20 protein-coding genes are annotated in these 23,704 nt (G+C 69.0%); 9 read left to right on the forward strand and 11 right to left on the reverse strand.

Annotated elements, in window-relative coordinates; all coding sequences use genetic code 11:
* The first annotated feature begins 127 nt into the window (after positions 1–127).
* Together ACH34Q_RS45800 and glpD are read left to right on the forward strand one after the other, a co-directional pair.
* Positions 128–1,246: a GuaB3 family IMP dehydrogenase-related protein gene (locus ACH34Q_RS45800; RefSeq protein WP_395989570.1), complete on the forward strand. Its 1,119-nt coding sequence runs from the start codon at positions 128–130 to the stop codon at positions 1,244–1,246.
* A gap of 164 nt (positions 1,247–1,410) precedes the next feature.
* Positions 1,411–3,147, forward strand: a complete 1,737-nt coding sequence (glpD, locus tag ACH34Q_RS45805) for a glycerol-3-phosphate dehydrogenase (protein WP_395989549.1) — start codon at positions 1,411–1,413, stop codon at positions 3,145–3,147.
* A gap of 46 nt (positions 3,148–3,193) precedes the next feature.
* Here the strand turns inward: glpD and ACH34Q_RS45810 are convergent, their stop codons facing one another.
* From ACH34Q_RS45810 to ACH34Q_RS45820, 3 genes are all read right to left on the reverse strand, one after another.
* The gene (locus ACH34Q_RS45810) at positions 3,194–4,141 is read right to left on the reverse strand and encodes a hypothetical protein (protein WP_395989550.1); all 948 of its coding nucleotides are present in this window, start codon (positions 4,139–4,141) and stop codon (positions 3,194–3,196) included.
* A 64-nt stretch (positions 4,142–4,205) separates the two neighbouring features.
* Positions 4,206–4,556: a DUF397 domain-containing protein gene (locus ACH34Q_RS45815; protein WP_395989551.1), complete on the reverse strand. Its 351-nt coding sequence runs from the start codon at positions 4,554–4,556 to the stop codon at positions 4,206–4,208.
* A 241-nt stretch (positions 4,557–4,797) separates the two neighbouring features.
* Positions 4,798–5,472 carry a TetR/AcrR family transcriptional regulator gene (locus ACH34Q_RS45820; protein ID WP_395989552.1) on the reverse strand — a complete coding sequence of 225 codons (675 nt, stop codon included), beginning with the start codon at positions 5,470–5,472 and terminating at the stop codon, positions 4,798–4,800.
* Positions 5,473–5,672: 200 nt separating this feature from the next.
* Between ACH34Q_RS45820 and ACH34Q_RS45825 the strand changes: the two genes are divergently transcribed.
* Positions 5,673–7,253: a succinic semialdehyde dehydrogenase gene (locus ACH34Q_RS45825; protein WP_395989553.1), complete on the forward strand. Its 1,581-nt coding sequence runs from the start codon at positions 5,673–5,675 to the stop codon at positions 7,251–7,253.
* 75 nt (positions 7,254–7,328) lie between these two features.
* A complete protein-coding gene (locus ACH34Q_RS45830) occupies positions 7,329–9,083 on the forward strand; it encodes a GMC oxidoreductase (protein ID WP_395989554.1) in 1,755 nt (584 codons plus the stop codon).
* A gap of 10 nt (positions 9,084–9,093) precedes the next feature.
* Here the strand turns inward: ACH34Q_RS45830 and ACH34Q_RS45835 are convergent, their stop codons facing one another.
* The 4 genes from ACH34Q_RS45835 to ACH34Q_RS45850 form a co-directional block, all read right to left on the reverse strand.
* The gene (locus ACH34Q_RS45835; protein WP_395989555.1) at positions 9,094–9,984 is read right to left on the reverse strand and encodes a zinc metalloprotease; all 891 of its coding nucleotides are present in this window, start codon (positions 9,982–9,984) and stop codon (positions 9,094–9,096) included.
* Positions 9,985–10,129: 145 nt separating this feature from the next.
* Positions 10,130–10,966, reverse strand: coding sequence for an ABC transporter permease (locus ACH34Q_RS45840; protein WP_395989556.1), 837 nt, complete (start codon positions 10,964–10,966; stop codon positions 10,130–10,132).
* On the reverse strand, positions 10,959–11,795 hold the full coding sequence (locus ACH34Q_RS45845; RefSeq protein WP_395989557.1) for an ABC transporter ATP-binding protein: 837 nt from the start codon (positions 11,793–11,795) through the stop codon (positions 10,959–10,961). The genes ACH34Q_RS45840 and ACH34Q_RS45845 overlap by 8 nt, the downstream gene beginning before the upstream one ends.
* Positions 11,792–12,823, reverse strand: a complete 1,032-nt coding sequence (locus ACH34Q_RS45850; protein WP_395989558.1) for an ABC transporter substrate-binding protein — start codon at positions 12,821–12,823, stop codon at positions 11,792–11,794. The genes ACH34Q_RS45845 and ACH34Q_RS45850 overlap by 4 nt, the downstream gene beginning before the upstream one ends.
* A gap of 434 nt (positions 12,824–13,257) precedes the next feature.
* Between ACH34Q_RS45850 and ACH34Q_RS45855 the strand changes: the two genes are divergently transcribed.
* Positions 13,258–14,163: a TauD/TfdA dioxygenase family protein gene (locus tag ACH34Q_RS45855; RefSeq protein ID WP_395989559.1), complete on the forward strand. Its 906-nt coding sequence runs from the start codon at positions 13,258–13,260 to the stop codon at positions 14,161–14,163.
* A 67-nt stretch (positions 14,164–14,230) separates the two neighbouring features.
* A complete protein-coding gene (locus tag ACH34Q_RS45860; RefSeq protein ID WP_395989560.1) occupies positions 14,231–14,956 on the forward strand; it encodes a DNA alkylation repair protein in 726 nt (241 codons plus the stop codon).
* A 16-nt stretch (positions 14,957–14,972) separates the two neighbouring features.
* On the opposite strand, the gene ACH34Q_RS45865 is transcribed toward ACH34Q_RS45860, so the two are convergent.
* Entirely contained in the window at positions 14,973–15,956 is a 984-nt protein-coding gene (locus ACH34Q_RS45865; protein WP_395989561.1) for a zinc metalloprotease, read from the reverse strand.
* 237 nt (positions 15,957–16,193) lie between these two features.
* Between ACH34Q_RS45865 and guaA the strand changes: the two genes are divergently transcribed.
* A complete protein-coding gene (gene guaA / locus ACH34Q_RS45870; RefSeq protein WP_395989562.1) occupies positions 16,194–17,762 on the forward strand; it encodes a glutamine-hydrolyzing GMP synthase in 1,569 nt (522 codons plus the stop codon).
* Between the two features lie 104 nt (positions 17,763–17,866).
* On the opposite strand, the gene ACH34Q_RS45875 is transcribed toward guaA, so the two are convergent.
* The 3 genes from ACH34Q_RS45875 to ACH34Q_RS45885 form a co-directional block, all read right to left on the reverse strand.
* Complete coding sequence (locus tag ACH34Q_RS45875) at positions 17,867–18,409, reverse strand: carboxymuconolactone decarboxylase family protein (protein WP_395989563.1); 543 nt, start codon at positions 18,407–18,409, stop codon at positions 17,867–17,869.
* Positions 18,410–18,542: 133 nt separating this feature from the next.
* Positions 18,543–19,100, reverse strand: coding sequence for a peroxiredoxin (locus ACH34Q_RS45880; RefSeq protein WP_395989564.1), 558 nt, complete (start codon positions 19,098–19,100; stop codon positions 18,543–18,545).
* Positions 19,101–19,943: 843 nt separating this feature from the next.
* On the reverse strand, positions 19,944–21,269 hold the full coding sequence (locus tag ACH34Q_RS45885; protein ID WP_395989565.1) for a recombinase family protein: 1,326 nt from the start codon (positions 21,267–21,269) through the stop codon (positions 19,944–19,946).
* A 283-nt stretch (positions 21,270–21,552) separates the two neighbouring features.
* On the opposite strand from ACH34Q_RS45885, the gene ACH34Q_RS45890 reads away from it, so the two are divergent.
* The gene (locus ACH34Q_RS45890) at positions 21,553–22,491 is read left to right on the forward strand and encodes a LysR substrate-binding domain-containing protein (protein ID WP_395989566.1); all 939 of its coding nucleotides are present in this window, start codon (positions 21,553–21,555) and stop codon (positions 22,489–22,491) included.
* 108 nt (positions 22,492–22,599) lie between these two features.
* On the forward strand, positions 22,600–23,601 hold the full coding sequence (locus ACH34Q_RS45895) for a CDP-alcohol phosphatidyltransferase family protein (protein ID WP_395989567.1): 1,002 nt from the start codon (positions 22,600–22,602) through the stop codon (positions 23,599–23,601).
* Positions 23,602–23,704: the final 103 nt, after the last annotated feature.

Here is a 23,704-nt window from a genome sequence, read left to right on the forward strand (position 1 = left end):
CGGTGGGTAAACTCGCCGGGGCTTGTGCTCCGCCGTGGGTGGGCAGGAAGTCCGCACGTTCATGTTGTGCCCGCCCGCGCCAGGTCGCGTGCGGGCCTGGAAATGAGGAAGCGCAGTGGCTGCAGAGGTGGAGATCGGCCGGGGCAAGAGTGGGCGCCGGGCCTATGCCTTCGATGAGATCGGCATCGTCCCGTCGCGCCGTACGCGCGATCCCGAAGAGGTCAGCGTCGCCTGGCAGATCGATGCCTACCGGTTCGAGACGCCGCTGCTGGTCGCGCCGATGGACAGCGTGGTCAGCCCGGAGACGGCGATCGCGGCCGGCCGGCTGGGCGGGCTGGCGGTGCTCGACCTCGAAGGCCTGTGGACCCGGTACGACAACCCCGAGTCGCTGCTGGCCGAGATCGCCTCACTGGACACTGCCCGGGCCACCCGGCGGCTCCAGGAGATCTACAACGAGCCGATCAAGGAAGAGCTGATCGGCCGCCGGATCGCCGAGATCCGGGAGGCGGGTGTGACGGTCGCGGCGCGGCTGTCGCCGCAGCGCACCGCGCAGTTCCACAAGGCCGTGATCGACGCCGGGGTGGACCTGTTCGTGATCCGCGGCACCACGGTGTCGGCCGAGCACGTGTCCGGGCGGGCCGAGCCGCTCAACCTCAAGCAGTTCATCTATGACCTGGACGTTCCGGTCATCGTGGGCGGCTGCTCCACCTACACGGCGGCGCTGCACCTGATGCGCACCGGCGCGGCCGGGGTGCTGGTCGGCTTCGGCGGCGGGTCCGGGCACACCACCCGTACGGTGCTGGGCGTGGCGGTGCCGATGGCGACCGCGGTCGCGGACGTGGCGGCGGCCCGGCGCGACTACCTGGACGAGTCCGGCGGGCGGTACGTGCACGTGATCGCCGACGGCGGGATGGCCAACAGCGGCGAGATCGCCAAGGCGTTCGCCTGCGGTTCGGACGCGGTGATGGTGGGCTCGCCGTTCGCCCGTGCCACCGAGGCCCCCGGGCGCGGCTACCACTGGGGCAGCGAGGCCCACCACGGCGACGTTCCCCGCGGCACCCGGATCGACCTGGGCACGATCGGCAGCCTGGAGCAGATCCTGTACGGCCCGTCGCACGTGGCCGACGGGTCGATGAACCTCATCGGCGCGCTCCGCCGGGCGATGGCGACCTCGGGTTACACCGAACTCAAGGAGTTCCAGCGCGTCCAGGTGGTCGTGGCGCCCCCGCCCGAGCGCAACGCCTGAAACCGGGGCGTGGCCCCCGAAACGCGGTACCTGGACGGCCCTATGTGGGGCGTCTCACCGATCCGTTCATGCGATCTTGGCCGAATCGGTGATTCCCGGTGTGGCGCCGTCCTTACTGTTGGGTAGGTAGTTCTGGGACACCCAACCGCACAGGGGGAATCGCGATGACGGGATCACCGGTGACCGGACTGGGCAGCGCGCGCCTGGGACCGGCCGAGCGGGCGGGCTCCCTCGACCGGATGGCGCGCGAGGAGTTCGACGTCGTGGTGGTCGGCGGCGGGATCGTCGGCGCCGGCGCCGCCCTCGACGCGGCCACCCGGGGGCTGTCGGTGGCGGTCGTGGAGGCCCGCGACTTCGCCTCCGGGACGTCGTCGCGCTCCTCCAAGCTGATCCACGGCGGGCTGCGCTATCTGGAGCAGTACAACTTCGACCTGGTGCGCGAGGCACTGACCGAGCGCGCGCTGCTGCTGCAGATCGCTCCGCACCTGGTCAAGCCCGTACCGTTCCTGCTCCCCACGACCCGCCGGATCTGGGAGCGGGGCTATCTCGGCGCGGGCGTCGCGCTCTACGACGCGCTCGCGTTCCGGATGGGTAGCGCGCGTGGCCTGCCGCACCACCGCCACCTGACCCGGCGCGGCGCGCTGAAGCTCGCCCCCTCGCTGCGCAAGAGCTCGTTCGTCGGAGCCATTCAGTACTGGGACGCGCAGGTCGACGACGCCCGCTACGTGATGACGGTGCTGCGCACGGCCGCCGCGTACGGGGCCAAGATCGCCTCCCGTACGCAGTGCGTGGGCTTCCTGCGCGAGGGGGAGCGGGTGACCGGCGTCAAGATCCGCGACCTGGAGGCCGGGACCGTCGCGTCCGTCCGCGCCAAGCAGGTCGTGAACGCCACCGGCGTATGGACCGACGACATCCAGGAACTGGTCGGCGGCCGCGGGCAGATCCACGTCCGCTCGTCCAAGGGCATCCACCTGGTCGTCCCCAAGGACCGGATCCACTCCTCGACCGGCCTGATCCTCCGTACGGAGAAGTCGGTGCTGTTCGTGATCCCGTGGGGACGGCACTGGATCATCGGGACCACCGACACCGCCTGGGACCTGGACAAGGCGCACCCGGCCGCGTCCCGCGCCGACATCGACTACGTGCTGGAGCACGTGAACTCGGTGCTCAACACCCCCCTCACGCACGACGACGTCGAGGGCGTCTACGCCGGCCTTCGCCCCCTCCTGACGGGCGAGACCGAGGAGACCTCGCAGCTGTCCCGCGAGCACGTGGTGGCGCACCCCGTCCCGGGCCTGGTCCTGGTCGCGGGCGGCAAGTACACGACGTACCGGGTCATGGCCAAGGACGCCATCGACGCGGTGGCCCACGGCCTGGACGGCAAGGTCGCCGAGTCCTGCACCGACGGCATCGCCCTGGTCGGCGGCGAGGGCTTCCAGGCCATGTGGAACGCCCGCTACCGCCTCGCCTCCGTCTCCGGCCTGCACGTCGCCCGGATCGAGCACCTGCTGATGCGGTACGGGGTCCTGGTCGACGACCTGCTGGAGCTGATCCGCGAAAAGCCCGACCTGGGCAAGCCCCTCACCGGCGCCGACGACTACCTGCGCGCCGAGGTCGTCTACGCCGCCTCGCACGAGGGCGCTCGCCACCTCAACGACGTGCTGGCCCGCCGTACCCGGATCTCGATCGAGACCTGGGACCGCGGCCTCGGCGTCGTCCAGGAGGCCGCCGACCTGATCGCGCCGGTGCTGGGCTGGTCCAAGAAGCAGCGCGACCGGGAGATCGAGTACTACCGCAAGCGGATCGAGGCCGAGCGCGCCTCGCAGAGCCAGGAAGGCGACCAGGAGGCCGACGCCCGCCGCCGGGGAGCCCCCGACATCGTCCCCACCGCCACCCCGTAGCCCCAGGACGGGGCCGGCACGTCATCCGGCCCCGTCGGGCCACAGATCAGTCGAAGAGTTCCTCGATCCGGTTCGCCGTGATCGCCCTGTCGAACCAGCGCTCGAGTACCTCGGTATCGCTGCAGGCCGTGATCCGCTCGCGCACCGACTCCGGAACCTTGATCCCACGCAGCTCCAGAGTCCGCAGCACGAGCCGCGCCTCGCCTTCGGCACGTGCCTCCGCCTGCACTTCCGCGCGTACCTCCGCCTGCACTTCCGCGCGCACTTCCGCCTGTACCTCCGCCCGTAGTTCCGTCCGTGCCTCCGAGCGGAGGATTTCGGCGAATTCAGACTGGTAGCGGTATTCTTGCTTGGTCATCAGGCTCCTCCACGTCTCTTGGGCCTTTCCTGTGAGCCCCAGTTCGGCGAACTCTGCGATGAGGCCGGCGGTGTCCGGGTCGACGGTGTCGAGTGCGGGGGCCAGCGCGTCCAGTATCTCAGTCGCGTCGTCGGAGTGGCCATGGGTGATGGCCGAGAGCAGCGCGTAGACCACATCGTCGCTCGCCTGCTTGACGCTGGTGATGGCTTCGATGTTGTCGGGCCCGGCTACAAAGGGCTGGACGATCATGCAGTGCCACGAGCCGACACCGATCTTGATGGGCTCGCGGGCCCATCGAGCGGTGGGCTCTTTGGCGGTGACCACCAGCAATGCCACGTCGCACTCGTGCTTGGCGTGCATGTAGGCGACGTAGTACGGCCAGCTGCGTTTTTTCTCCGCCACCTTCTCGGTTTGCGACTCGATGATGAGAGCGCAGGCCCGCGACTCGCTTTCGATCATGAGGACCGTGTCGGCCCGGCGTTCCAGCGGCTTGATTTCGGTCATATCGGGACTGAACACCGAAACCTCGTACGGTCCGGTGAACTCGATGCCCAATAGACGTTCGAAGACCCTGGCGAACAGGCCCGGATCTTCCTGAAAGATCCGGTGCAGGGCCTCGTGGGGGGACTTGACCATGTGAGCGATGTTACTGAACGCGGTCGCTCGATTACGCTTATCTATGAAATCGAACTGGGTTTTCTTAGAAGTCGAACACTGCAGCCGTCACTGTCTCCCTGGGGTTAGGGAGATTATGGGGTGAAAAAGTCGAATTCGCCGTTCTGGATGTCAGCGAGGAAGGCTTCCCATTCGGCGCGGGTGTAGGCGTTGGGTGGTGGCTGTGGCGTACGGCGAAGCGCTCGGTGCCGTCGGCCAGGGGACCGGCCTCGACGCAGCTCCCGCCGTGGTCGGGGCTGTAGGTGCTGATGTGCCAGGCGACACGGTCGCGTTCTCGCGGGCCGAGTGTTCCACCCGTCTGTGACTTGCTCACGGTCATCCCTCCGCTTCGCGCTGCGTTGACTCGTGGCGTGTTCGCCTTGTGCGAGATCGTCATAGGCGAACACGCCACGAGTCAACGGGAAGGGCTGGGGGTGTTATGGGGTGGGCAGAGCGCGGAGTCTGCGTGCTGCCGGTTGTAGTCGGAGCTGGTCTGGCTGTCCTCGGCTGGGTGAAAGTCGCCGGGTGTAGGAGACCGGCGTGAGGGGGACCGGGCCGGGACGGCAGGCGTGTGCCGTCCCGGCCCGGGGTCAGGACACTGTCACTCTCAGGACAGGCGCCTCGGAACGGTGCCGTCCTCAGGTCAGGGATCGGCCCAGGACGAGGTGCATGCCGGTCGCGTACAGCTCGGCGGGCACTCGTTCGGGGTCGAGCAGGTGCTGCAGGGCCAGGCCGAAGTCCAGGGCGACGGCCATCGTCGCGCGGTCCTGGGCCCGGATGCCGTCCACCTCGCGCAGGCTCCGGGTGAGGTTGGCGCGGCGTTCGGCGTGCCAGTCGGCGATCCGCCAGCCGGCCGCGTAGTCGCGCATCCCGTACAGCCAGAACTCGACGATCAGCAGCGCGAGCAGCCGCGCGTTGTCGCCGGACATGCAGCGCGCGTACGCCTTGCCCGCGCGTTCGAAGCGTTCCTCGGGCGGGACGGTGGGGTCCCGCAGTTCGGCGTAGATCTCGGTGCCGGCCATCTCGGCCGTCCAGCGTTCGAGCAGGGCGAGCAGCAGGTCGGTCTTGCCGGCGAAGTTGGAGTAGACCGCTCCCTTGGTGAGCCCCGCCGCCGCCGCGATGTCATCGAGCGAGGCCCCGTGGATGCCGTGTTCCGCCCAGAGCCGCTCGGCCGCCCCGAGCAGGGCCGTTCTGGTCTGCTCGCGGCGTTCGCGCCGTGATCCGAGCCTGCCGCCCGGTTCCCTCCGCTCGCCGCCGGTCCCGCCGCTGCCGCCCTCGTACGGGTCGGCGCCCTTGCCCTGGGCGTCGATCATGAAGCCACCTCTCTCTCGCGTGCCATCGCGGGACGGCCCGGGGCACGCGGCAGCAAGCGCCCGGGAGTACGCGGTGGCAGCGCTGGTCTCGTTCACAATCCGGGATACACCGGGTGGGCATGGTCATGAGCCAGATCACGAAAAGTGCCGTATTACCGGTGGGTAGTCAAAGATGGCCGGGGGGTCATACCCTGCTGGGCATGGCATCCCCCACGGTCCCCGCCCGAGACACGGCGGCACACCGCCTCCCCCAGGCTCTGATCGAGCGGCTGACCGCCCACATCGTCACGGGTGGCGGCCGGACCACGACCATCCCCACCCCGTTCACGGGTGAGGAGCTCGCCACCATCCCGCTGTCGAGCGCCGACGATGTGCGCCAGGCCCACGAGCGCGCGCGCGAGGCGCAGCGCGCCTGGGCTAAGCGGCCGGTGAGCGAGCGGGTCAAGCCCTTCCTGCGGCTCGCCGACGCGCTGGTCGACCGGCGGGACGAGATCCTGAACGTCATCCAGGTCGAGACCGGCAAGGCCCGCCGGCACGCGCTCGAGGAGTTCCTCGACGTCGCGCTGTGCTCGCTGTACTACGCGCGCCGGGCGGGCGGCCTGCTCAAGCCCAAGCGGCGGCAGGGCATGATGCCCGGTCTCACGAGGGTTCAGGAGCTGCGGCATCCCAAGGGCGTCGTCGCTCTGATCGCGCCGTGGAACTACCCGTTCGCGCTGGGCGCCAGCGACATCGCCCCCGCGCTGATGGCCGGCAACGCCGTCATCCACAAGCCCGACACCCAGACCTGCCTGTCCAGCCTGTGGGTCCTGGACCTGCTGGTCTCGCTGGGCCTGCCGCGCGACCTGTGGCAGATCGTGGTCGGCGAGCCCGCCGAGATCGGCGACCCGCTGATCGACGAGGCCGACTACGTCTCGTTCACCGGCTCCACCCGGGGTGGCAAGGCGATCGCCGAGAAGGTCGCGCCGCGCCTGGTGAGCTACTCGCTGGAGCTCGGCGGCAAGAACCCGATGCTCGTGCTGGCCGACGCCGACGTCGAACGCACCGCTCGGGGCGCGCTGCGCGCGTGCTTCACCAACGCCGGGCAGCTGTGCATCTCGATCGAGCGGATGTACGTGCACGCCGACATCTATGACCGGTTCGTGCCGCGCTTCGCCGAAATGGTGAACGGCATGCGCCTGGGCGCCGAGCTGGACTTCGGTGTCGAGATGGGCTCGCTGACGTACCCGCGCCAGCTGGAGGCCGTCACCCGGCACGTCGACCAGGCGGTCAAGGAGGGCGCGACGGTCCTGGCCGGCGGCAAGGCCCGTCCCGACCTCGGCCCGCTGTTCTACGAGCCGACCGTCCTGACCGATGTCACCGGCGACATGGACATGTGCGCGAACGAGACGTTCGGCCCGGTCGTGGCGATCTACAAGGTGGCGTCCGAGGAGGAGGCCATCACCCGCGCCAATGACACCACCTACGGGCTGAACGCCTCCGTCTGGACCAAGGACGCCGCGCGCGGCCGCAAGGTCGCCGCGCGGATCCAGGCCGGCACGGTGAACGTCAACGACGGCTTCGGTGCCGCGTACGCCTCGTACGACGCTCCGATGGGCGGGATGAAGCAGTCCGGGGTCGGCCGCCGGCACGGGTCCGAGGGGCTGCTGAAGTTCACCGAGCCGCAGACGATCGCCAGCCAGCACATCGCCGACATGGAGCCGCCCGGTTCGCTGTCGTACGAGAAGTTCGCCGACGTGATGGCGTCGAGCATCAAGGCCATGAAGCGGTTGCGGATCAAGTAGTTGCGGCCGCGCGGCAATCAAGTGCGGCCGCGCAGCAGGGTAGGAGCGGCCGCGGATCGAGTAGGCAGGCATCGGATGACGGACTTCGACGTGCTCGTGGTGGGCTCGGGCTTCGGCGGCAGCGTCACGGCGCTGCGGCTGACCGAGAAGGGCTACCGGGTCGGGGTGATCGAGGCGGGCCGCCGCTATGACACGGGCCCGCATGCACCGGCCGGGCCGGGCTCGCGGTATCCCGAGCTGCCCAAGACGAACTGGAAGGTCTCCCGGTACGTGTGGGCGCCCGCGCTAGGGCTCACCGGGATCCAGCGGATCCATCTGATCCGGGGTGCGAAGTCCAGCCGGGTCATGGTCCTGGCGGGGGCGGGTGTGGGCGGCGGCTCGCTGAACTACGCCAACACGCTGTACGTACCGCCCGAGCCGTTCTTCAAGGACCGCCAGTGGGCGCACATCACCGACTGGCAGGACGAGCTCGCCCCGTACTACGACCAGGCCCGCCGGATGCTGGGCGTGGTCCAGAACCCCACCACCACCGACGCCGACAAGGTCGTCAAGCGGGTGGCCGAACGGATGGGCAAGGGCGACACGTTCGTGCAGACTCCGGTCGGCGTGCACTACGGTGCGGGCCCAGGTGTGGAGAGCGACGACCCGTACTTCGGTGGTGCCGGACCTAGGCGCCGTGGCTGCACCGAGTGCGGCGAGTGCATGGTCGGCTGCCGGCACGGCGCCAAGAACATGCTCACGGAGAACTACCTCTACCTCGCCGAGAAGGCCGGGGCCCGCGTCATGCCGCTCAGCAGGGTGACCGACGTGTCCCCGCTGCCGGACGGCGGCTACCGGGTCGAGATCGTGCGGACGGGCTCGTTCGGCCGCGACCGCAAGACGTTCACGGCCGAGCAGGTCGTTTTCGCCGCCGGTACGTACGGCACGCAGAAGCTCCTGCACAAGCTGAAGCGGACCGGGCGGCTGCCCCGCCTGTCGTCGCGGCTGGGCGCGCTGACCCGTACCAACTCCGAGGCGATCCTTGGCGCCGGCCGTCGCAACGGTAAGCCCGGCCCGGACTACTCCCGGGGCGTGGCCATCACGTCGTCCTTCCACCCGTCGCCTGACACGCACATCGAGCCGGTGCGGTACGGCAAGGGCTCCAACCTGATGGCGACCCTGCAGACTCTCTTGGTGGACGGAGACCGTCCAGGGGAAAAGCACCGGCCGCGCTTCCTGAAGTTCGTCGCCCAAGTCTCGCGCCGCCCGCAGGACCTGTTCCAGCTTCTGGACGTACGGACGTGGTCGGAACGCACCGTCATCGCCCTCGTCATGCAGAACCGCGACAACTCCATAACTCTGCAGCCCAAGAAGGGTCCCTTCGGCTGGGACGTCCGTGCCACCCAAGGCCACGGTGAGCCCAACCCGACCTGGATCCCGGAGGGGCACGAGGCCGTACGGCTCCTGGCCGAGGAGACGGGCGGGATGCCGGGCGGCGCCTGGGGCGACCTGTTCGACGTGCCGCTGACGGCCCACTTCCTTGGGGGCTGCGTCATCGGCGACTCCCCGGACAAGGGAGTCATCGACCCGTACCACCGCGTGTACGGCCACCCCGGCCTGCACATCGTGGACGGCTCGTCCATCTCGGCGAACCTCGGCGTGAACCCCTCGCTCACCATCACGGCCCAGGCCGAACGGGCGATGTCGTTCTGGCCCAACAAGGGAGGCGAGGACGCCCGTCCCCGACCGGGCGCCGCCTACCGGCGGATCCCGGCGGTGGCCCCGAAGAACCCGGTGGTCCCCACGGACGCCCCGGGAGCCCTGCGCCTCCCCATCGTCGGCATCACCTAAAGAGAATCACCTAGGTGCGGTAGACGCTCCACTGGTCACGCATGCGCTGCGCCTGGCCCTTGGTGAACTCGTACATGCACGGGTCGTAGGAGTAGTCCATGAAGTTGTGGATCGGGTCCACACCGGGGGCCGGGCAGGTGTCGGCGCCCTCAGGGCACCCCTGTGCCGGTTCGCGTTCCTCCGGAGTGTCAGCCACGTAGTCGCCTTCCGTACCGCAACCGCCGTCGAACGTATGGAACAGGCCCATCCAGTGCCCGATCTCATGCGTGGCGGTGTCGCCCTCGTTGTAATTGGCGATGGCCCCACCAGGCAGGCTCTCGTAGTGCACGAGAACCCCGTCGTACTTGGGGTAGGCCTGGTAGTCGCTGGGGTACGTGGCCCAGCCGAGCAGCTCGTCCCCTAGGTCGGCCGTGTAGAGGTTGAGGTCGGCGGCTCCGCCCTTGCGCAGCGCGGTCTTCATCGCGAGCTCGTTGCCCGCAGGGTCGCTGAACCACGCCGCGTTCTTGACGCGATTGACCGACACGGGCTTGAACAGCACTCCGTGCTTGGCGAACCCCTTCGTCATCACCGCGAACTGCTTCAGCAGCTGCTTGGTGGGGACGTTGCCGTTCGTCCCGTCATGAACGATGTGGAAGTGCGTCCGTACGATGATGGGCTTCTTCTTGCCCGCCGTACGTGCGATGGCCTGTCCGCCCAACCGCGAACGGAAATCCTGCTCCATGGCCGCCGCCCTGGCGGGACTCGGATCGTTGCGCTCCTGCGTCGTGGCGCCCGCCCGTACGCGAGCGTCCTGGGGCGCGCAGTCCGCCTTGGGTTCCGCGGCGGATGCGGTGGCCGGTGCGTATGCCGTGGTGGCGGCGAACACAGCCAGCATGGCGAGGGCCATACGGGTTCGCTTCACGGGACTCCTTGGGGGCTAGGGACGGCCGGTGCCCTATGAGTACGCCCCCGAAAAGCCCCCAACGACCACCAAAGTGCGTACGGGAACCTACGCCCAACGCAGGTTCCCGAACGCCGAACGCAGGTTCCCGAAGGCCATCGGAGGGTCAGCCGGGGGGCCGCCATCGGGTGCAGCGCCGTTCGACCAGGACCAGCAGGTAGTTGAACGACAGCCCGATCGCGGAGATCGCGACGATCCCGGCGTACATCTCCTTGATCGCGAAGTTCTGCTGGGACGCGTTGATCAGGTAGCCGAGGCCCTCCTTGGCGCCGACCATCTCGGCCACGATCATGACGAGCATCGCGGTCGCGCCGGCCAGCCGGACGCCGGTGAAGACGGTCGGCACGGCGGCCGGCAGCACCACCTTCTGGAAGATCCGCGGCGCGGGCAGCCCGAGCGATCTCGCCGACTTGACCAGGGCCGGGTCCACGGTGCGCACGGCGCTGATGGTGTTGAGCAGGACCGGCCAGGTGCAGGCGTACAGCACGATCGACACCTTCGAGGTCTCGCCGATGCCGAGGACCAGGATGAAGACCGGCAGCAGCGCGATCGCGGCGGTGTTGCGGAACACCTCCAGCAGCGGGCCGAGCAGTTCGGCGACCGGCCGGTACCAGCCGATGAGCAGCCCGAGCGGGACGGCGATCACGATCGACAGCGTGAAACCCGCCAGCGACCGGACCAGGCTGGCCTGGGCGTTGCTCCACAGCTGCCCGCTGCGGGCCAGGTCCCACAGCGCCGGGACGATCTCCGACGCGGGCGGCAGGAAGACGCGGTCGACCAGTCCCGCGCGGGGAGCCAGCTCCCAGGCGGCCAGGAACACGATGATCGCGATCGACCGCCGGCCCGCGACGGCCGAGGCCCGGCGGATCCCGCGCCGGGGGTCCGGACGCGCGGGCACCGGTGCGCGCTTCGCGCCGGCGGGTGCCTCCAGGGTGCTAGTCAAGGCGGGCCTCCTCTCGCGGACGGGGTACGTCTGGACGGGGTGCGTCCAGCCGCTGGGCGGCCTGGACCTCGTCCCGCAGCAGCGTCCAGACGCGGTGCCGGTGCGCCGCGAACCCGGCGCTCGACCGCAGGTCCTCGATCTCGTCCCGGGGGCCGAGGTCGATCTCGACGATCTCCTTGATCCGGCCGGGGCGCGAGGTCATGACCGCGACCCGTTCGCCCAGGTAGACGGCCTCGTCGATGCTGTGGGTGATGAAGACGATCGTCTTGCCGGTCCGCCTCCAGATGCGCAGCAGCTCGTCCTGCAGCGAGTCGCGGGTCTGGGCGTCCAGGGCGGCGAACGGCTCGTCCATGAGCAGGACGTCCGGGTCGTACGCGAGGCTGCGGGCGATCGCGACCCGCTGCTTCATGCCGCCGGACAGCTCGTGGGGGTAGCGGTCCCCGAAGCCGGTCAGGCCGACGAGGTCGAGGTGGCTCCGGGCGACGGCGGACCGCTCGCGGCGCGGCAGGCCCTTGGCCTCCAGGCCGAACTCGATGTTGCGCAGCGCCGTACGCCAGGGGAACAGCGCGTACTGCTGGAAGACGATGCCACGGTCCAGTGCCGGGCCGGTGATCTCGTCGCCGTCCAGCAGGAGGCGGCCGGTGGTGGGCCTGGTCAGCCCGCCGAGCAGGTCCAGGAGGGTCGATTTTCCGCAGCCGCTGGGCCCGGCCACGACGAGGAACTCGCCCGCCGCGATGTCGAGGGTCGTGTCGCGCAGCGCGGTGAACTCCCCGCCGCCCCGGATCGGGAAGGTCTTGCCGACGCCCGAGACGCTGATCTTCGCGGTCATCGCCGGCTCCCGCCGCCCGCGTACGGGTTGAACTCGTTGGTGTAGAGGTCGCCGGACCGGACCTTGCCCTTGGGGACCTGGCCCTCCCGCTCCAGCCAGGCGAGCCAGGTGCCGAACTCCTGGTCCGCGATGACACCGCCCTTGCCCGCGACGCCCCACGACCTCCAGTACCTCACCGCGTCGGCGTTCTCGTTGCGCCGCCGCGCCTGGATGATTTTGGTGAACCGGTCGATGACCTGGTCGCGCGGGGTCTCGCGGGACCATTCGATGGTCCTGGCGATCCCGGCGGTGAAGTCCCTGACGGTGTCGGGGTTGCGCTTGACGAAGTCGTCCCGGAAGACGTAGGTGCCGGCGGTGAAGGCGCCCAGGAAGTCGTGGTCGCTGAACACCATGCGGAGCCCGCCCGCCGCCTGCGCCTTGTCGCGGAAGATGCCGCTGAGCGCGGCGACGTCGATGTGCCCCTGGCGCAGTGACTGCTCGTGGTTGACGGGGGGCAGCGCCAGCGGCTCCGTCCTCTTGGCCTCCTCTTCGGAGAGCCCCTTGCGCTGCAGGTAGAGGTCCAGGACCGCCTCGGAATGGCCGCCGAGCGTGTTCATCCCGACCTTCCTGCCGAGCAGGTCCCTGGGTCCCTTGACCGGGCTGTTCCGCGGGACGAAGAACCCGGTGTAGCTCTCCTTGTCGGTGCCGTAGTAGCCGATGACCGAGGTGAGCGGGGCGCCGGTCGACTGCAGCTTGACCACCGCGCCGTTGAACGCACCGCCGAAGTCGACCTGGCCGGTCGCGGCGGACTGGACGTCCTGGGGGCCGCTGATGGTGTTGCCGACCCAGCGCAGGTCGACCCTGCCCAAGTGGCCGAGGTCCTGGGCGAGTTCGGGCAGGGTCACCTGGCCCGTCCAGCCCTGGTAGCGCAGGGTCGTGGTGCGTCTGGCGGCCGCGCCGCAGGCGGTGGCGGCCGAGCCTGCCGTCGCCGTGGCGAGGATCGAGAGGAATCGCCGTCGTGTCGTGGGTGTGATGCCGGCCGTGCTCATCGGGGACTCCCGGAAGGTGACTGGACTGCCGAAGTAGCGTCGAGGTCAAGTCCGGGGCCGACACAGGGCGCTGGCCTGCCGCCGGAGGTCGACGTGCAGGCGCGCGGCGAGGGGTTCGCGGCGGATCATGCCGCGAGGATTTCCTATATTCCCTACCAAGTCAATAGGAAATATTCTCTACTTAAACAGTAGGAAAGATTGACAATCTGCCGGCCGCCATGGTGCGCTAGCGCCATGCGGACTCCGCTTCTCCTCACCCGCCGGCGACACGTCGACCTGCTCCGTGTCGTCGCCGCGGCCTGTCGTCGCTGACGCGGCACCCGCCGCCACTCCTGTCCGTACGACCCGTCCCGTCCGTACGGCAGTCCGCCCGCCGCGCGCACTCGCGTAGTGGGAGCACACCCCTGAGAGAGAAAACCCCTGTGAGAAGAGGTATGTCAGTGTCCGAGTTCGATGTCCGCAAGGTAGGCGGCCGCATCGGTGCCGAGGTCGTCGGTGCCGACGTGCGCGACCTGTCCGCCGAGACGTTCGCCGAGATCCACGCCGCCCTGCTCGACCACAAGGTTCTGGGCTTTCGCGGCCAGGAGCTGACCGACGACGACCAGATCGCCTTCGCCGAACGGTTCGGACCGCTCACTGGCGCGCACCCCACCGTTCCGTCGGTCGATGGGCGGCCGGAGATCCTTCCGGTCGACAGCGAATCGGGCCGCGCCAACCAGTGGCACACCGACGTCACCTTCGTCCAGTCCCCGCCGAAGGCCAGCACGCTGCGCAGCCTGGTCGTCCCGCCGTACGGCGGCAACACCCTGATCGCGAACACCGCCGCCGCCTACCGCGACCTTCCGGAGGAGTTGCGCGACTTCGCCGACAGGCTGTTTGCCGTGCACACCAACGACTACGACTACGTCCGGCCCACGGGCGCCGACCCGGACAAGGCCGCCGAGCACCGGAAGGCCTTCGTCTCGCGCAAGTGGAAGACGGCGCACCCCGTGGTACGGGTGCACCCCGAAACCGGAGAGCGGAACCTGTACATCGGCGGGTTCGCGCAGAGCATCGTCGGGCTGTCGTCCCGGGAAGGGCGCGCGATCCTCGACATCCTCCAGGCGTACGTCACCCGCCCGGAGAACGTCTTCCGCTGGGTATGGGCACCGGGCGACCTGGTGCTGTTCGACAACCGGATCACCCAGCACTACGCCCCGGACGACTACGGCGACCTTCCCCGGCGGCTGCACCGGGTCACCGTCGCCGGTGACGTACCGGCCGGCGTGGACGGTCGGCAGAGCTACCGCATCGAGGGCGACGACGCCTCCCACTACACCCCGGCGGCCACGGCGGCCTGACCGGGGCGGGGCCCGGGACCGGTCAGGCACGGCACGGTCCCGGGCCCACGGCGCGTAGCGTGCCCCCATGAACATCGCCGAGGAGACCGCCCGCATCCTCGGGCTCCTGCGCGCGCAGGGCGGTCCGGAACGCGCGGAGAACGAGAAGCGCTACCTCAAGAGCGATTTCACGCACTTGGGCGTGCCCGTGCCGGTCATCCGCAAGGCGTCCCGCTCGCCGGTACGGACCCGCGCGGACGCCCTGGGGCTGGCCGCCTCCCTCTGGGCGGTGACCGAGGAAGGCCGCCCCGTACACGAGGCCCGGATGGCGGCCGTCGAAGTCCTCATCCGCCATGGCGCCCTGCTGGAGCCCGCCGACCTGGCCGTGGCCGAACGGATGATCCGCGACTCCGCGAGCTGGGTCTACGTCGACATGCTGGCCGAGAAGGTCGCCGGCCGCCTGGTCGTGCGCCACCCCGCCCTGGCCGCGACCCTGGACGTCTGGGCCGCCGACCCGTACCCGTGGATCCGCCGCTCGGCCCTGCTGGCCCTGCTCCCCGGCATCCGCGCCGGAACGCCCGACCTCGCCCGGATCTCCCGCTATGGCGACGCCCTCATCGAAGAGTCCGGCTTCTTCATCCGCAAGGCCCTCGGCTGGGTCCTGCGCGAACTGTCGAAGAAGGACCCGGACTGGGTGATCAACTGGCTGGCGCCCCGGACCGGCAAGGTCTCAGGCGTCACCCTCCGCGAAGCCCTGCGTTACCTCCAGCCAGAAGCGGCCACCAAGCTCCAGGCCGCCTACAAAGCCCGCTGACGGCCCGATCTGCGCGTCATACAGCGTCGGATTGGGCGCGGTAGGCGGTCCACGTGTCGTGCATCCGGGCGGCCTGGCCGGCGGTGAACTGGTTCATGCACTTGTCGTGGGAGTAGTCCATGTAGTTGTGGACGGGGTCCGCGCCGGGGGAGGGGCAGGTGTCCTTGCCCTTGGGGCAGCCGTTGGACGGGTCGCGCTCGGGAGGGGTGTCGGCGACGCGGTCGCCGTGGCCACCGCAGCCGTCCTGGAACGTGTGGTAAAGCCCGAGCCAGTGGCCGACCTCGTGGGTGGCGGTGTGGCCCCGGTCGAAGTGCTCGATGGTGCCGCCCGGAAGGCTGCCGGGGTGCACGATGACCCCGTCCATCTTGGGCTCGGCCTTGTACTTCCAGGGGAAGGTGGACCAGCCGAGCAGGTCCTCGCCCATGTCGGCGCTGTAGAGGTTGAGCGTGCGGGCGTCGCCCTTGCGGAGCTTGGGCTTGAACGTGGCCTCGTGGCGTTCGGGGTCGCTGTACCAGCGGGCGTTGTCGGTACGGGTGACGCCGCGCAAGGTGAAGGTGAAGCCGGTCGTGGCACCGGGGCCCTTGCCCGCCTTGCCGGCGTGCGCGTCGTTCAGGACCTTGATCTGGCGCTTGACGGTGGCGTCGGGCACCTTGCCGGAGGGGCCGTCGTGCAGGACGTGGAAGTAGACCGGGACGTTCACACGGTCCGGATTACGGTCCGGGGGCCGGGGCGCGGGGGCTTCGGGGCGGAAGAGGCCCAGGCCGCTCAGCAGGGAGCGCAGCTCGCGTTCGACCGTGGTGGCCTCGGCGGGGGTCAGCTCGTTGCGCTCGCGTACGTGGGGCGGTGCGCCCGGGCGGATACGGGCCGCGGCCGGCGGGCAGTCCGGGGCGGCGGGTGCCGCGGCGGGCGCTGAAACGGGTACGGCGGACGCGGCGGCGGGCACGGCGGGCGCGGCCGGCGCGAGGGCGGCGATCAGCGTGACGGCGACGAACGGCTTCACGGCACTCCCGGGAGACGTGAGCGGACACAGAACGTGACTGATTGGTATCAGAAAGACACGGTCTCCGGTGCGGTGCCGAGCGGAATGCAGGCAGACCGTTACCGGCCGGGTGCAAATTGTGACCGGCGTGCGGGCGTGTCTTGCATCACCGCAGGCAGTGGCCGCTCGTGGAGCAGGTGGCGGCCGCCCATAGACTGGAGCCGCCCACTGATCCGGGTCCCGCGAAAGGCGTTCTTGGTGGCCGTAGACCAGTCCTTTGACACCGTCCTCGTCGTCGATTTCGGCGCGCAGTACGCGCAGCTGATCGCACGGCGGGTGCGCGAGTGCCATGTGTTCAGCGAGATCGTGCCGTCGACCATGCCGGCGGCAGAGATGCTCGCCAAGAAGCCCAAGGCCATCATCCTGTCCGGCGGCCCGGCCTCGGTGTACGAGGAGGGCGCGCCGATCGCCCCCGAGGGCCTGTTCGACCTGGGCGTGCCCACGTTCGGCATCTGTTACGGGCACCAGGTGATGGCCCAGGCGCTGGGCGGCACGGTGGAGAACTCCGACGTGGCCGAGTACGGCGGCGCCACGGTGGCCGTCACGGCGCCGGGCATGCTGTTCGCCGGGCTGCCGGGCGAGCAGGCCGTGTGGATGTCGCACCGCGACTTCGTGAGCCGCGCCCCGGAGGGCTTCACGGTCACCGCCAGCACCGAGGTGACCCCGGTGGCCGGCATGGAGGACCGCGAGCGCGGGTTCTACGGCGTGCAGTTCCACCCGGAGGTCCTGCACACCGAGCACGGCATGGAGCTGCTGCGCCGGTTCCTGTACGAGGGCGCCGGCTGCCGGCCCGCGTGGACCATGGTGAACATCGCCGAGGAGTCCATCGAGGCCGTACGCGCCCAGGTCGGCGACAAGCGCGCCATCTGCGCGCTGTCGGGCGGCGTGGACTCGGCGGTCGCCGGGGCCTTGGTGCAGCGCGCCATCGGTGACCAGCTCACCTGCGTGTTCGTCGACCACGGCCTGCTGCGCAAGGGCGAGGCCGAGCAGGTCGAGAAGGACTTCGTCGCCGCCACCGGCGTCAACCTGCACGTGGTGGACGCCCAGGACCGCTTCCTTGCCGCGCTGGACGGGGTGATCGACCCCGAGCAGAAGCGCAAGATCATCGGCCGTGAGTTCATCCGGGTCTTCGAGGAGGCCGCCCGCGCGGTCGTCGGCGAGAACGCCGACGAGCCGGTGGAGTTCCTCGTCCAGGGGACGCTCTACCCGGACGTGGTGGAGTCCGGCGGCGGCACCGGGGCGGCCAACATCAAGTCGCACCACAACGTGGGCGGGCTGCCGGAGGACCTGCAGTTCAAGCTGGTCGAGCCGCTGCGCGCGCTGTTCAAGGACGAGGTCCGGGCGCTGGGCGAGCAGCTCGGCCTGCCCGCCGAGATCGTGTGGCGGCAGCCGTTCCCCGGCCCGGGGCTGGCCATCCGGATCATCGGCGCCGTCGACCGGGACCGGCTGGACATCCTGCGCGAGGCCGACGCGATCGCCCGCGAGGAGCTGACCCGGGCGGGGCTGGACCGCGAGATCTGGCAGTTCCCGGTGGTGCTGCTGGCCGACGTCCGCTCGGTCGGCGTGCAGGGCGACGGCCGCACGTACGGCCACCCGGTGGTGCTGCGTCCGGTGACCAGCGAGGACGCGATGACGGCCGACTGGGCGCGGCTGCCGTACGAGGTGCTGCAGAAGATCTCCACCCGGATCACCAACGAGGTCCGCGAGGTCAACCGGGTCGTGGTGGACGTCACCAGCAAGCCGCCCGGCACCATCGAGTGGGAGTAGGGGCACCCCTCACCGAACAAGCCGGAGGCCCGGGCGGATCGCATGATCCACCCGGGCCTCCGGCATGCTCGGCCCGTACGACCCGCGCACGGCCCGCGTACGGCTCAGACGCCGGCGGGGGCCAGGACGGCCTCGGCCTCCAGCGTGGCGGCGGTGGCGTTCACCACGGCGGCGATGCGCAGCGCCTCCTGGACGAGCTCACGGGACAGGCCGCCGTCGCGCAGCACCTTCTCGTGGGACTCCAGGCAGCGGCCGCAGCCGTTGATCGCCGACACGGCCAGGCACCACAGCTCGAAGTCGAGCTTCTCGACGCCCGGCTTGCCGATGACGCTCATCCGCAGCTTGGCGGGGAGCGTGGCGTAGGTGTCGTCACCGATGAGGTGGGTGGCCCGGTAGTAGATGTTGTTCATGGCCATGATCGAGGCCGCGGCCTTGGCGGCCTCGAACGCCTCGGCGGACAGGTTGTCGCCCGCCTCCTCGGCCAGCTCCCTGATGACCACGGCGCTGCGGGTGGCCAGCGCGCAGCTCAGCACGGTGCCCCAGAGCTGCTGTTCCGTCAGCTGGGAGGTGCTCGTCACCGAGCCGAGGTTCAGCTTGGTGTCCTTGGCGTAGCCCGGGAGGGCGTTCTTCAGAGCGTCGACGCTCACGTTCTCATCCCTTCATACGGAACGGCCGGCCGCGGCATGCGTGCGCCGCGGCCGGCCGCCTCGTGCTTGCTTGACCAGGGCATGCTCGCCCGGGGCTTGCTTCACCCGGGCTTGCTTCACCCAGGAGCGGAGATCAGGCCTCGGCGCCGGCGAGCAGCTTGCCGGCGTCCAGGGTGTCCTCGCCCTTGTTCCAGTTGCAGGGGCACAGCTCGTCGCTCTGCAGCGCGTCCAGGACCCGCAGGACCTCCTTGACGTTCCGGCCGACGGAGCCGGCGGTCACCATGGAGAACTGGATCTCGTTGTTCTGGTCCACGATGAACGTGGCGCGCTGGGCGACGCCGTCCTCGGTGAGGATGCCCAGGTCCGAGGCGAGCTCGCGGTTCAGGTCCGACAGCATCGGGAACGGGATGTCGCGCAGGTCCGGGTGGTCCTTGCGCCACGCGAAGTGCACGAACTCGTTGTCCACGGAAGCGCCGAGCACCTGCGCGTCGCGGTCGGCGAACTCCTCGTTCAGCCGCCCGAACTCGGCGATCTCGGTCGGGCAGACGAAGGTGAAGTCCTTCGGCCAGAAAAATACTACTTTCCAGTCCCCGTAGGTCTTGTGGTTGATCGTCTCGAACGCCTTGTCAGGGTCCAGTGAGACGCACGCGGTCAGCTCGAACTCCGGGAACTGGTCACCGACAGTCAGCACGAGGGCTCCTTCGCTCCGTGGGTGTGATCTACGTCATGAGGCGTCTGACCTGGGGCGGGCAGCCGCTACGAGCGGGCCTAGCCCAGCGACGGATGTAACTAAGAGTGGCAGCCGGTGTTTGAGTTGGGAAATTGATCAACGCAATCAGATTGATAGGCGAGTCCTATCGAACGGGAGGGAAGTAGCTTGAACCCAGCGCCCCAGCGCCCCAGCGCCCCAGCGCCCCAGCGCCCCAGCGCCCTACCCGCCACGGGGCCGTTTACAGCGGAACCCTCATCACTCTGACGGCCAAGAGCCACCCTCGCCTACGAGCCACAGAGCGCCCGAGGCCGGGCGGGCGGACGGGGAACCCAGCCTCGCATGGGCGCAAGACCTTGTTGCTCCCCCGAATACGAACTTGTCATCGGTTCCATCGATTACTCGAACATGGGACTCGGGGTCATGGCTGCTCTAGCCAAGGATCCGGTCATAATCCAAAAGAAGCTCGACTTGAGCACCATGCGATCAAGGGTTGGAATATGAGGCGGCAAAGCACCGAGCTACGGCTATCCATGACCAGTACCTTTACGCTATGGTCCACGGACCCAATCGGACGGCGCGCGAAAGTGAGTTAGCGTGAACAGTGCTGGTCCACAACGGGGGATTGGGTCCAAGGCAACTTCATTCAGATTCCAAGCCCCTGGATCCTCTGATCTAGGGGCTTTATTCTTCTCGAAAAGGGGATCCTTTTGTAGATAACCGGATCGCTTGAATCATGGTCGACGACCACGTACTGACTCGCGTCACGAACGGCGAGATCCAATCGGCGGGAGATCGGGGCGGCCTTCGATGAATTACCGTTTTCTAGGATGCCCACTCAATTTCGATGAGATCCGGATTGAAGGGCTGTCGGCCTCTGCCTTGCGGATGGACGATCACCGCGCGAATGTCTTGCTTGAGTCGGTGCTTCTTCTCGGCGACGGTGTAGTCCTCCCATTCCTTGAGTAGAGTGGGGTACTCGGTCTTCCGCTGGAGCTTGGATGCCATGAGTTTCTGGCGCTTCTCCTTCAGTTCGGACCCCTCGTTCTCCAACTCTTCGATCAAGTCGAGAGCCCGGGACATGGTGATGCGCTTGGCCTTGCGGCGCGCGTTCACTTCCTCGATCTCCCGCTCGATCTCGGCCAGGCGTTCATCGTGAACCGTCTCGTCCACTTCGGTGTCCTTGACGACCGTTCTGAGGGAGCGACGGACCTCGTCGAGGAAAGCTTCGATCACGAGTTCTTCGACAGGAGGACCGACCCGGCTTACGCCTCCGCAACCACCATGGTTGCTCAGGCAGGCGTACCGGTAGCCGTAGCGTTCGTAGGAAGGGGACTGCTTGCTATACCAGTTTGCGGTCATAGGGAACAGGCAGATGCCGCAACGGGCGATGCCGGACAGTACGTACTTGTCCGCGGTCTCGTGCGGTTTGTTCAGCCCCTCCCTCCGCTTGTCCTTGCGTTCCTTGATCACCTCAACGCAGGCAGCCCACTCTTCCGGGGTTACGACGGCCTTCCACGGACCGAGTACCGGCTTGCCATCCGTGTAGACGACGTAGTCAGGAAGCCAGAGCATGCTCTTCTCTTCTTGACGCTGGGCCTGCGGGATGTAGCTCATATACCCGCAGTTGCGGGGGTTGGTGAGGATATGTTCCACGGTGTTGTGATCCAAGGGCATATCCCGCGCACCGCTACGCGCGATCCCCTTCCTGGTCTGCTTCTTCTTGTGGCCCTTGGTGAACCACTCTTTCCGGAGGGTGCCGATCTTCGTGCCGCGGGGGATTGCGCGAATGGCCTCGGCGAGATCCTCGGATTCGACAGGGTGGAGACTCTCTCGGTCGGCAGCCCACCCGAACGGCCGGCGGCCGCCGCGCATGACGCCCTGCTCTGCCAGGCGTTTGTTCTTGCGGGTGACCCGGCGCTTGGTGTTGTGGACCTCCATGCCTCCGACACTGGCCTGCATCATGAACATGGTGCGACCCTCATGGGTGGAGAGGCCCACGCCCCCGGACAGCGACCGGCCGAGGAGCTTGGAATTCATCTGGAAGAGGCGGTTCACCCGAGCCGCGTCATACTCCAGACGGGCCAAGCGGTCCGAGTGGCAGAAGAGGACACCTCGGATGCTCGTGGTCACTTCGAGGTCGACGAGCATTCGCTCGAAATCCTTACGGACGATGAACGGGTCGGTCCTGATGTGACGGTGGTTGTCGTCTTTGAATGCGTTGTCTGCATCCAGGGAGATTCAGGCGGTCGGTTCGTCCTCGTGATCCATTGGCGACACTCTTGGAAGTATGCGCGCTTGCCGGCGGTGAGCAGTTCCACGTGTGAGGTGGGCCGCGGGCGGGACGAGGGTGACGTCCGGGCCGCGCCTCGATCAGGTCGGCACCGGGTACGGTGAAATGAGAAATCGATCTATCTTCTGAGAGTGATAGGGGTTGGCTATCAGTAGACCGACGGTCTCCCAGCTCAGGGCGTTCTCGGCGCTTGCGGAGCACCTGCATTTCCGGGACGCGGCGGCCGCGCTGCGGATGAGTCAACCGGCTCTGTCCGGGGCCGTGGCGGCTCTTGAAGAGACCTTGAACACGCGGCTGGTGGAGCGTACGACACGCAAGGTGCTCCTGACTCCAGCGGGTGAGCGCGTGGCCCGGCGCGCCGAGCGTGTGCTGGCGGAACTCCAGCATCTGGTGGAGGAGGTACGGGCCGTGGGCGGCCCGCTGGTGGGCCCGCTGCGGCTCGGTGTGATCCCCACCGTGGCGCCCTACCTGCTGCCCGTCGTGCTGCCCCGGCTGGCGGAGGAGTTCCCCGACCTGGAGCTCACGGTGCATGAGGAGCAGACCGGCTCGATCGTCGGCGAGCTGGCCGCCGGACGCCTGGACGTGGTGGTGTTCGCGCAGCCGTCGCCGGTCTCCGGGGTGATCGAACTCACCCTGTACGACGAGGACTTCGTGCTGGTCGCGCCCGGTTCGTCCGAGCTGCCCGACGAGCTGCCGCGGTCCGCGCTGAACGACCTCGATGTGATCCTTCTCAACGAGGGGCACTGCCTGCGCGACCAGGCTCTCGACGTCTGCCGCCAGGTCGGTGCCCGGGCCACGGCCGCGACGTACGCCACCAGCCTGGCCACGCTCGTCCAGCTCGTCTCCGGTGGGCTGGGCGTGACGCTGGTCCCCGAGACGGCGCTGCTGGTCGAGACGCGGCGGGCGCCGAAGCTCACGCTGCATCGCTTCACCGCGCCCGCCCCGTACCGCCGTATCGGGATCGGCTACCGGGCCAGCTCGCCGCGTGCCGCCGAGTTCGAGGCGCTGGCCGCGAGCATCCGGAACGCCGTGGACGCCGACCCCGCGACCGACGTGCGGGTGTGGGGCCCGCCTGCCTGACGTCCCTACCGCCTGACCCCCACGCCGGGGTCAAGTCTGGGTCTGGCAATGGTCGGCGAGTCGCGATGCGTGCGCGTTCGGAGGCGTTTCGTCACCATGCTGGCCCGCATGGCCACGTTCTCTCTCGATGACGTCCGAGCCGTCCGCAAGGAACGCGACGCGTGGTGGACGGTGCTCCTGGTCGATCCCCTCGCGATCCGGCTGACCCGGCAGCTGGCCAGGACGCCCGTCACCCCCGATCAGATCACCGTGGTCGCCTTCGCGCTCGGGATCGGCGCGGCGGTCTGCTTCGCGCAGGCCTCGGCCGGCTGGCTGGTGATCGGTGCGCTGCTCTACCACGCCGGGTTCGTGCTCGACTGCTGCGACGGCAAGATCGCGCGGCTGAAGGGCCTGGGCACGCCGTTCGGCGGCTGGCTGGACTTCATGCTCGACCGGGTCAGGGACGCGGTGTGCGCGATCACCCTGGGCGGCGGCCTGTACGCGGCCACCGGCCAGGTCGCCTACCTGTGGATCGGTGTCGCGATCCTCGGCCTGGACATGTTCCGCTACCTCAACAGCGCGCAGATCGCCAAGGCGCGCCGTTCGATGCGGGCCGAACGCGCCAGGGCGGCGCGCCAGGCCGCCGCCGCGCTCGCCGAGCAGGCCGCCGCGTTCGAGGGCATGCCGGGCGAGCGCGTCTCCGCGACCGCGGTGGACGCCGTCCGGAACGCCGGTGACGACGTCCGGAACGCCGACGACGAGCAGGACGCCGATGGCGACCCGGACGCGGACGGCGACGACGCGCCGGAGCCCGCGCCCAAGCCCCGGGGACGGTACGCGCAGGTCCGCGCCTACCTGCTGCGGCACCGGATCCGGATGCATCTGGTCAGTGGCATCGAGTTCCAGATGGCCGCGTTCATCATCGGCCCGCTCACCGGCCAGGTGATCCCGGCCGTGGTCATCGCGGGCGGGATGCTGCTGCTGTTCGAGATGGCCCTCATCGCCCGGTTCTGGCGCTCCTCGCGCCGCTTCGCGTACAACCGGCGGACCAACGCGGGCGTGTTCGCGCCGCCCCCCGGTCCGCCCGCCGGCAACAACGCCGACGCGGTCGCCATCCGCGTCACGACCTGAACGCCGCGACCGCCGCGCCAGCCGCTCTGTTGACTCGTGGCGTGTTCGCCGCCGCACCGGCGCCCAAAGGCGAACACGCCACCAGTCAACCGGGGGGGCGGGG

This window comes from Actinomadura sp. 9N407, assembly GCF_044326315.1.
In the GTDB taxonomy this organism is placed as follows: domain Bacteria; phylum Actinomycetota; class Actinomycetes; order Streptosporangiales; family Streptosporangiaceae; genus Spirillospora.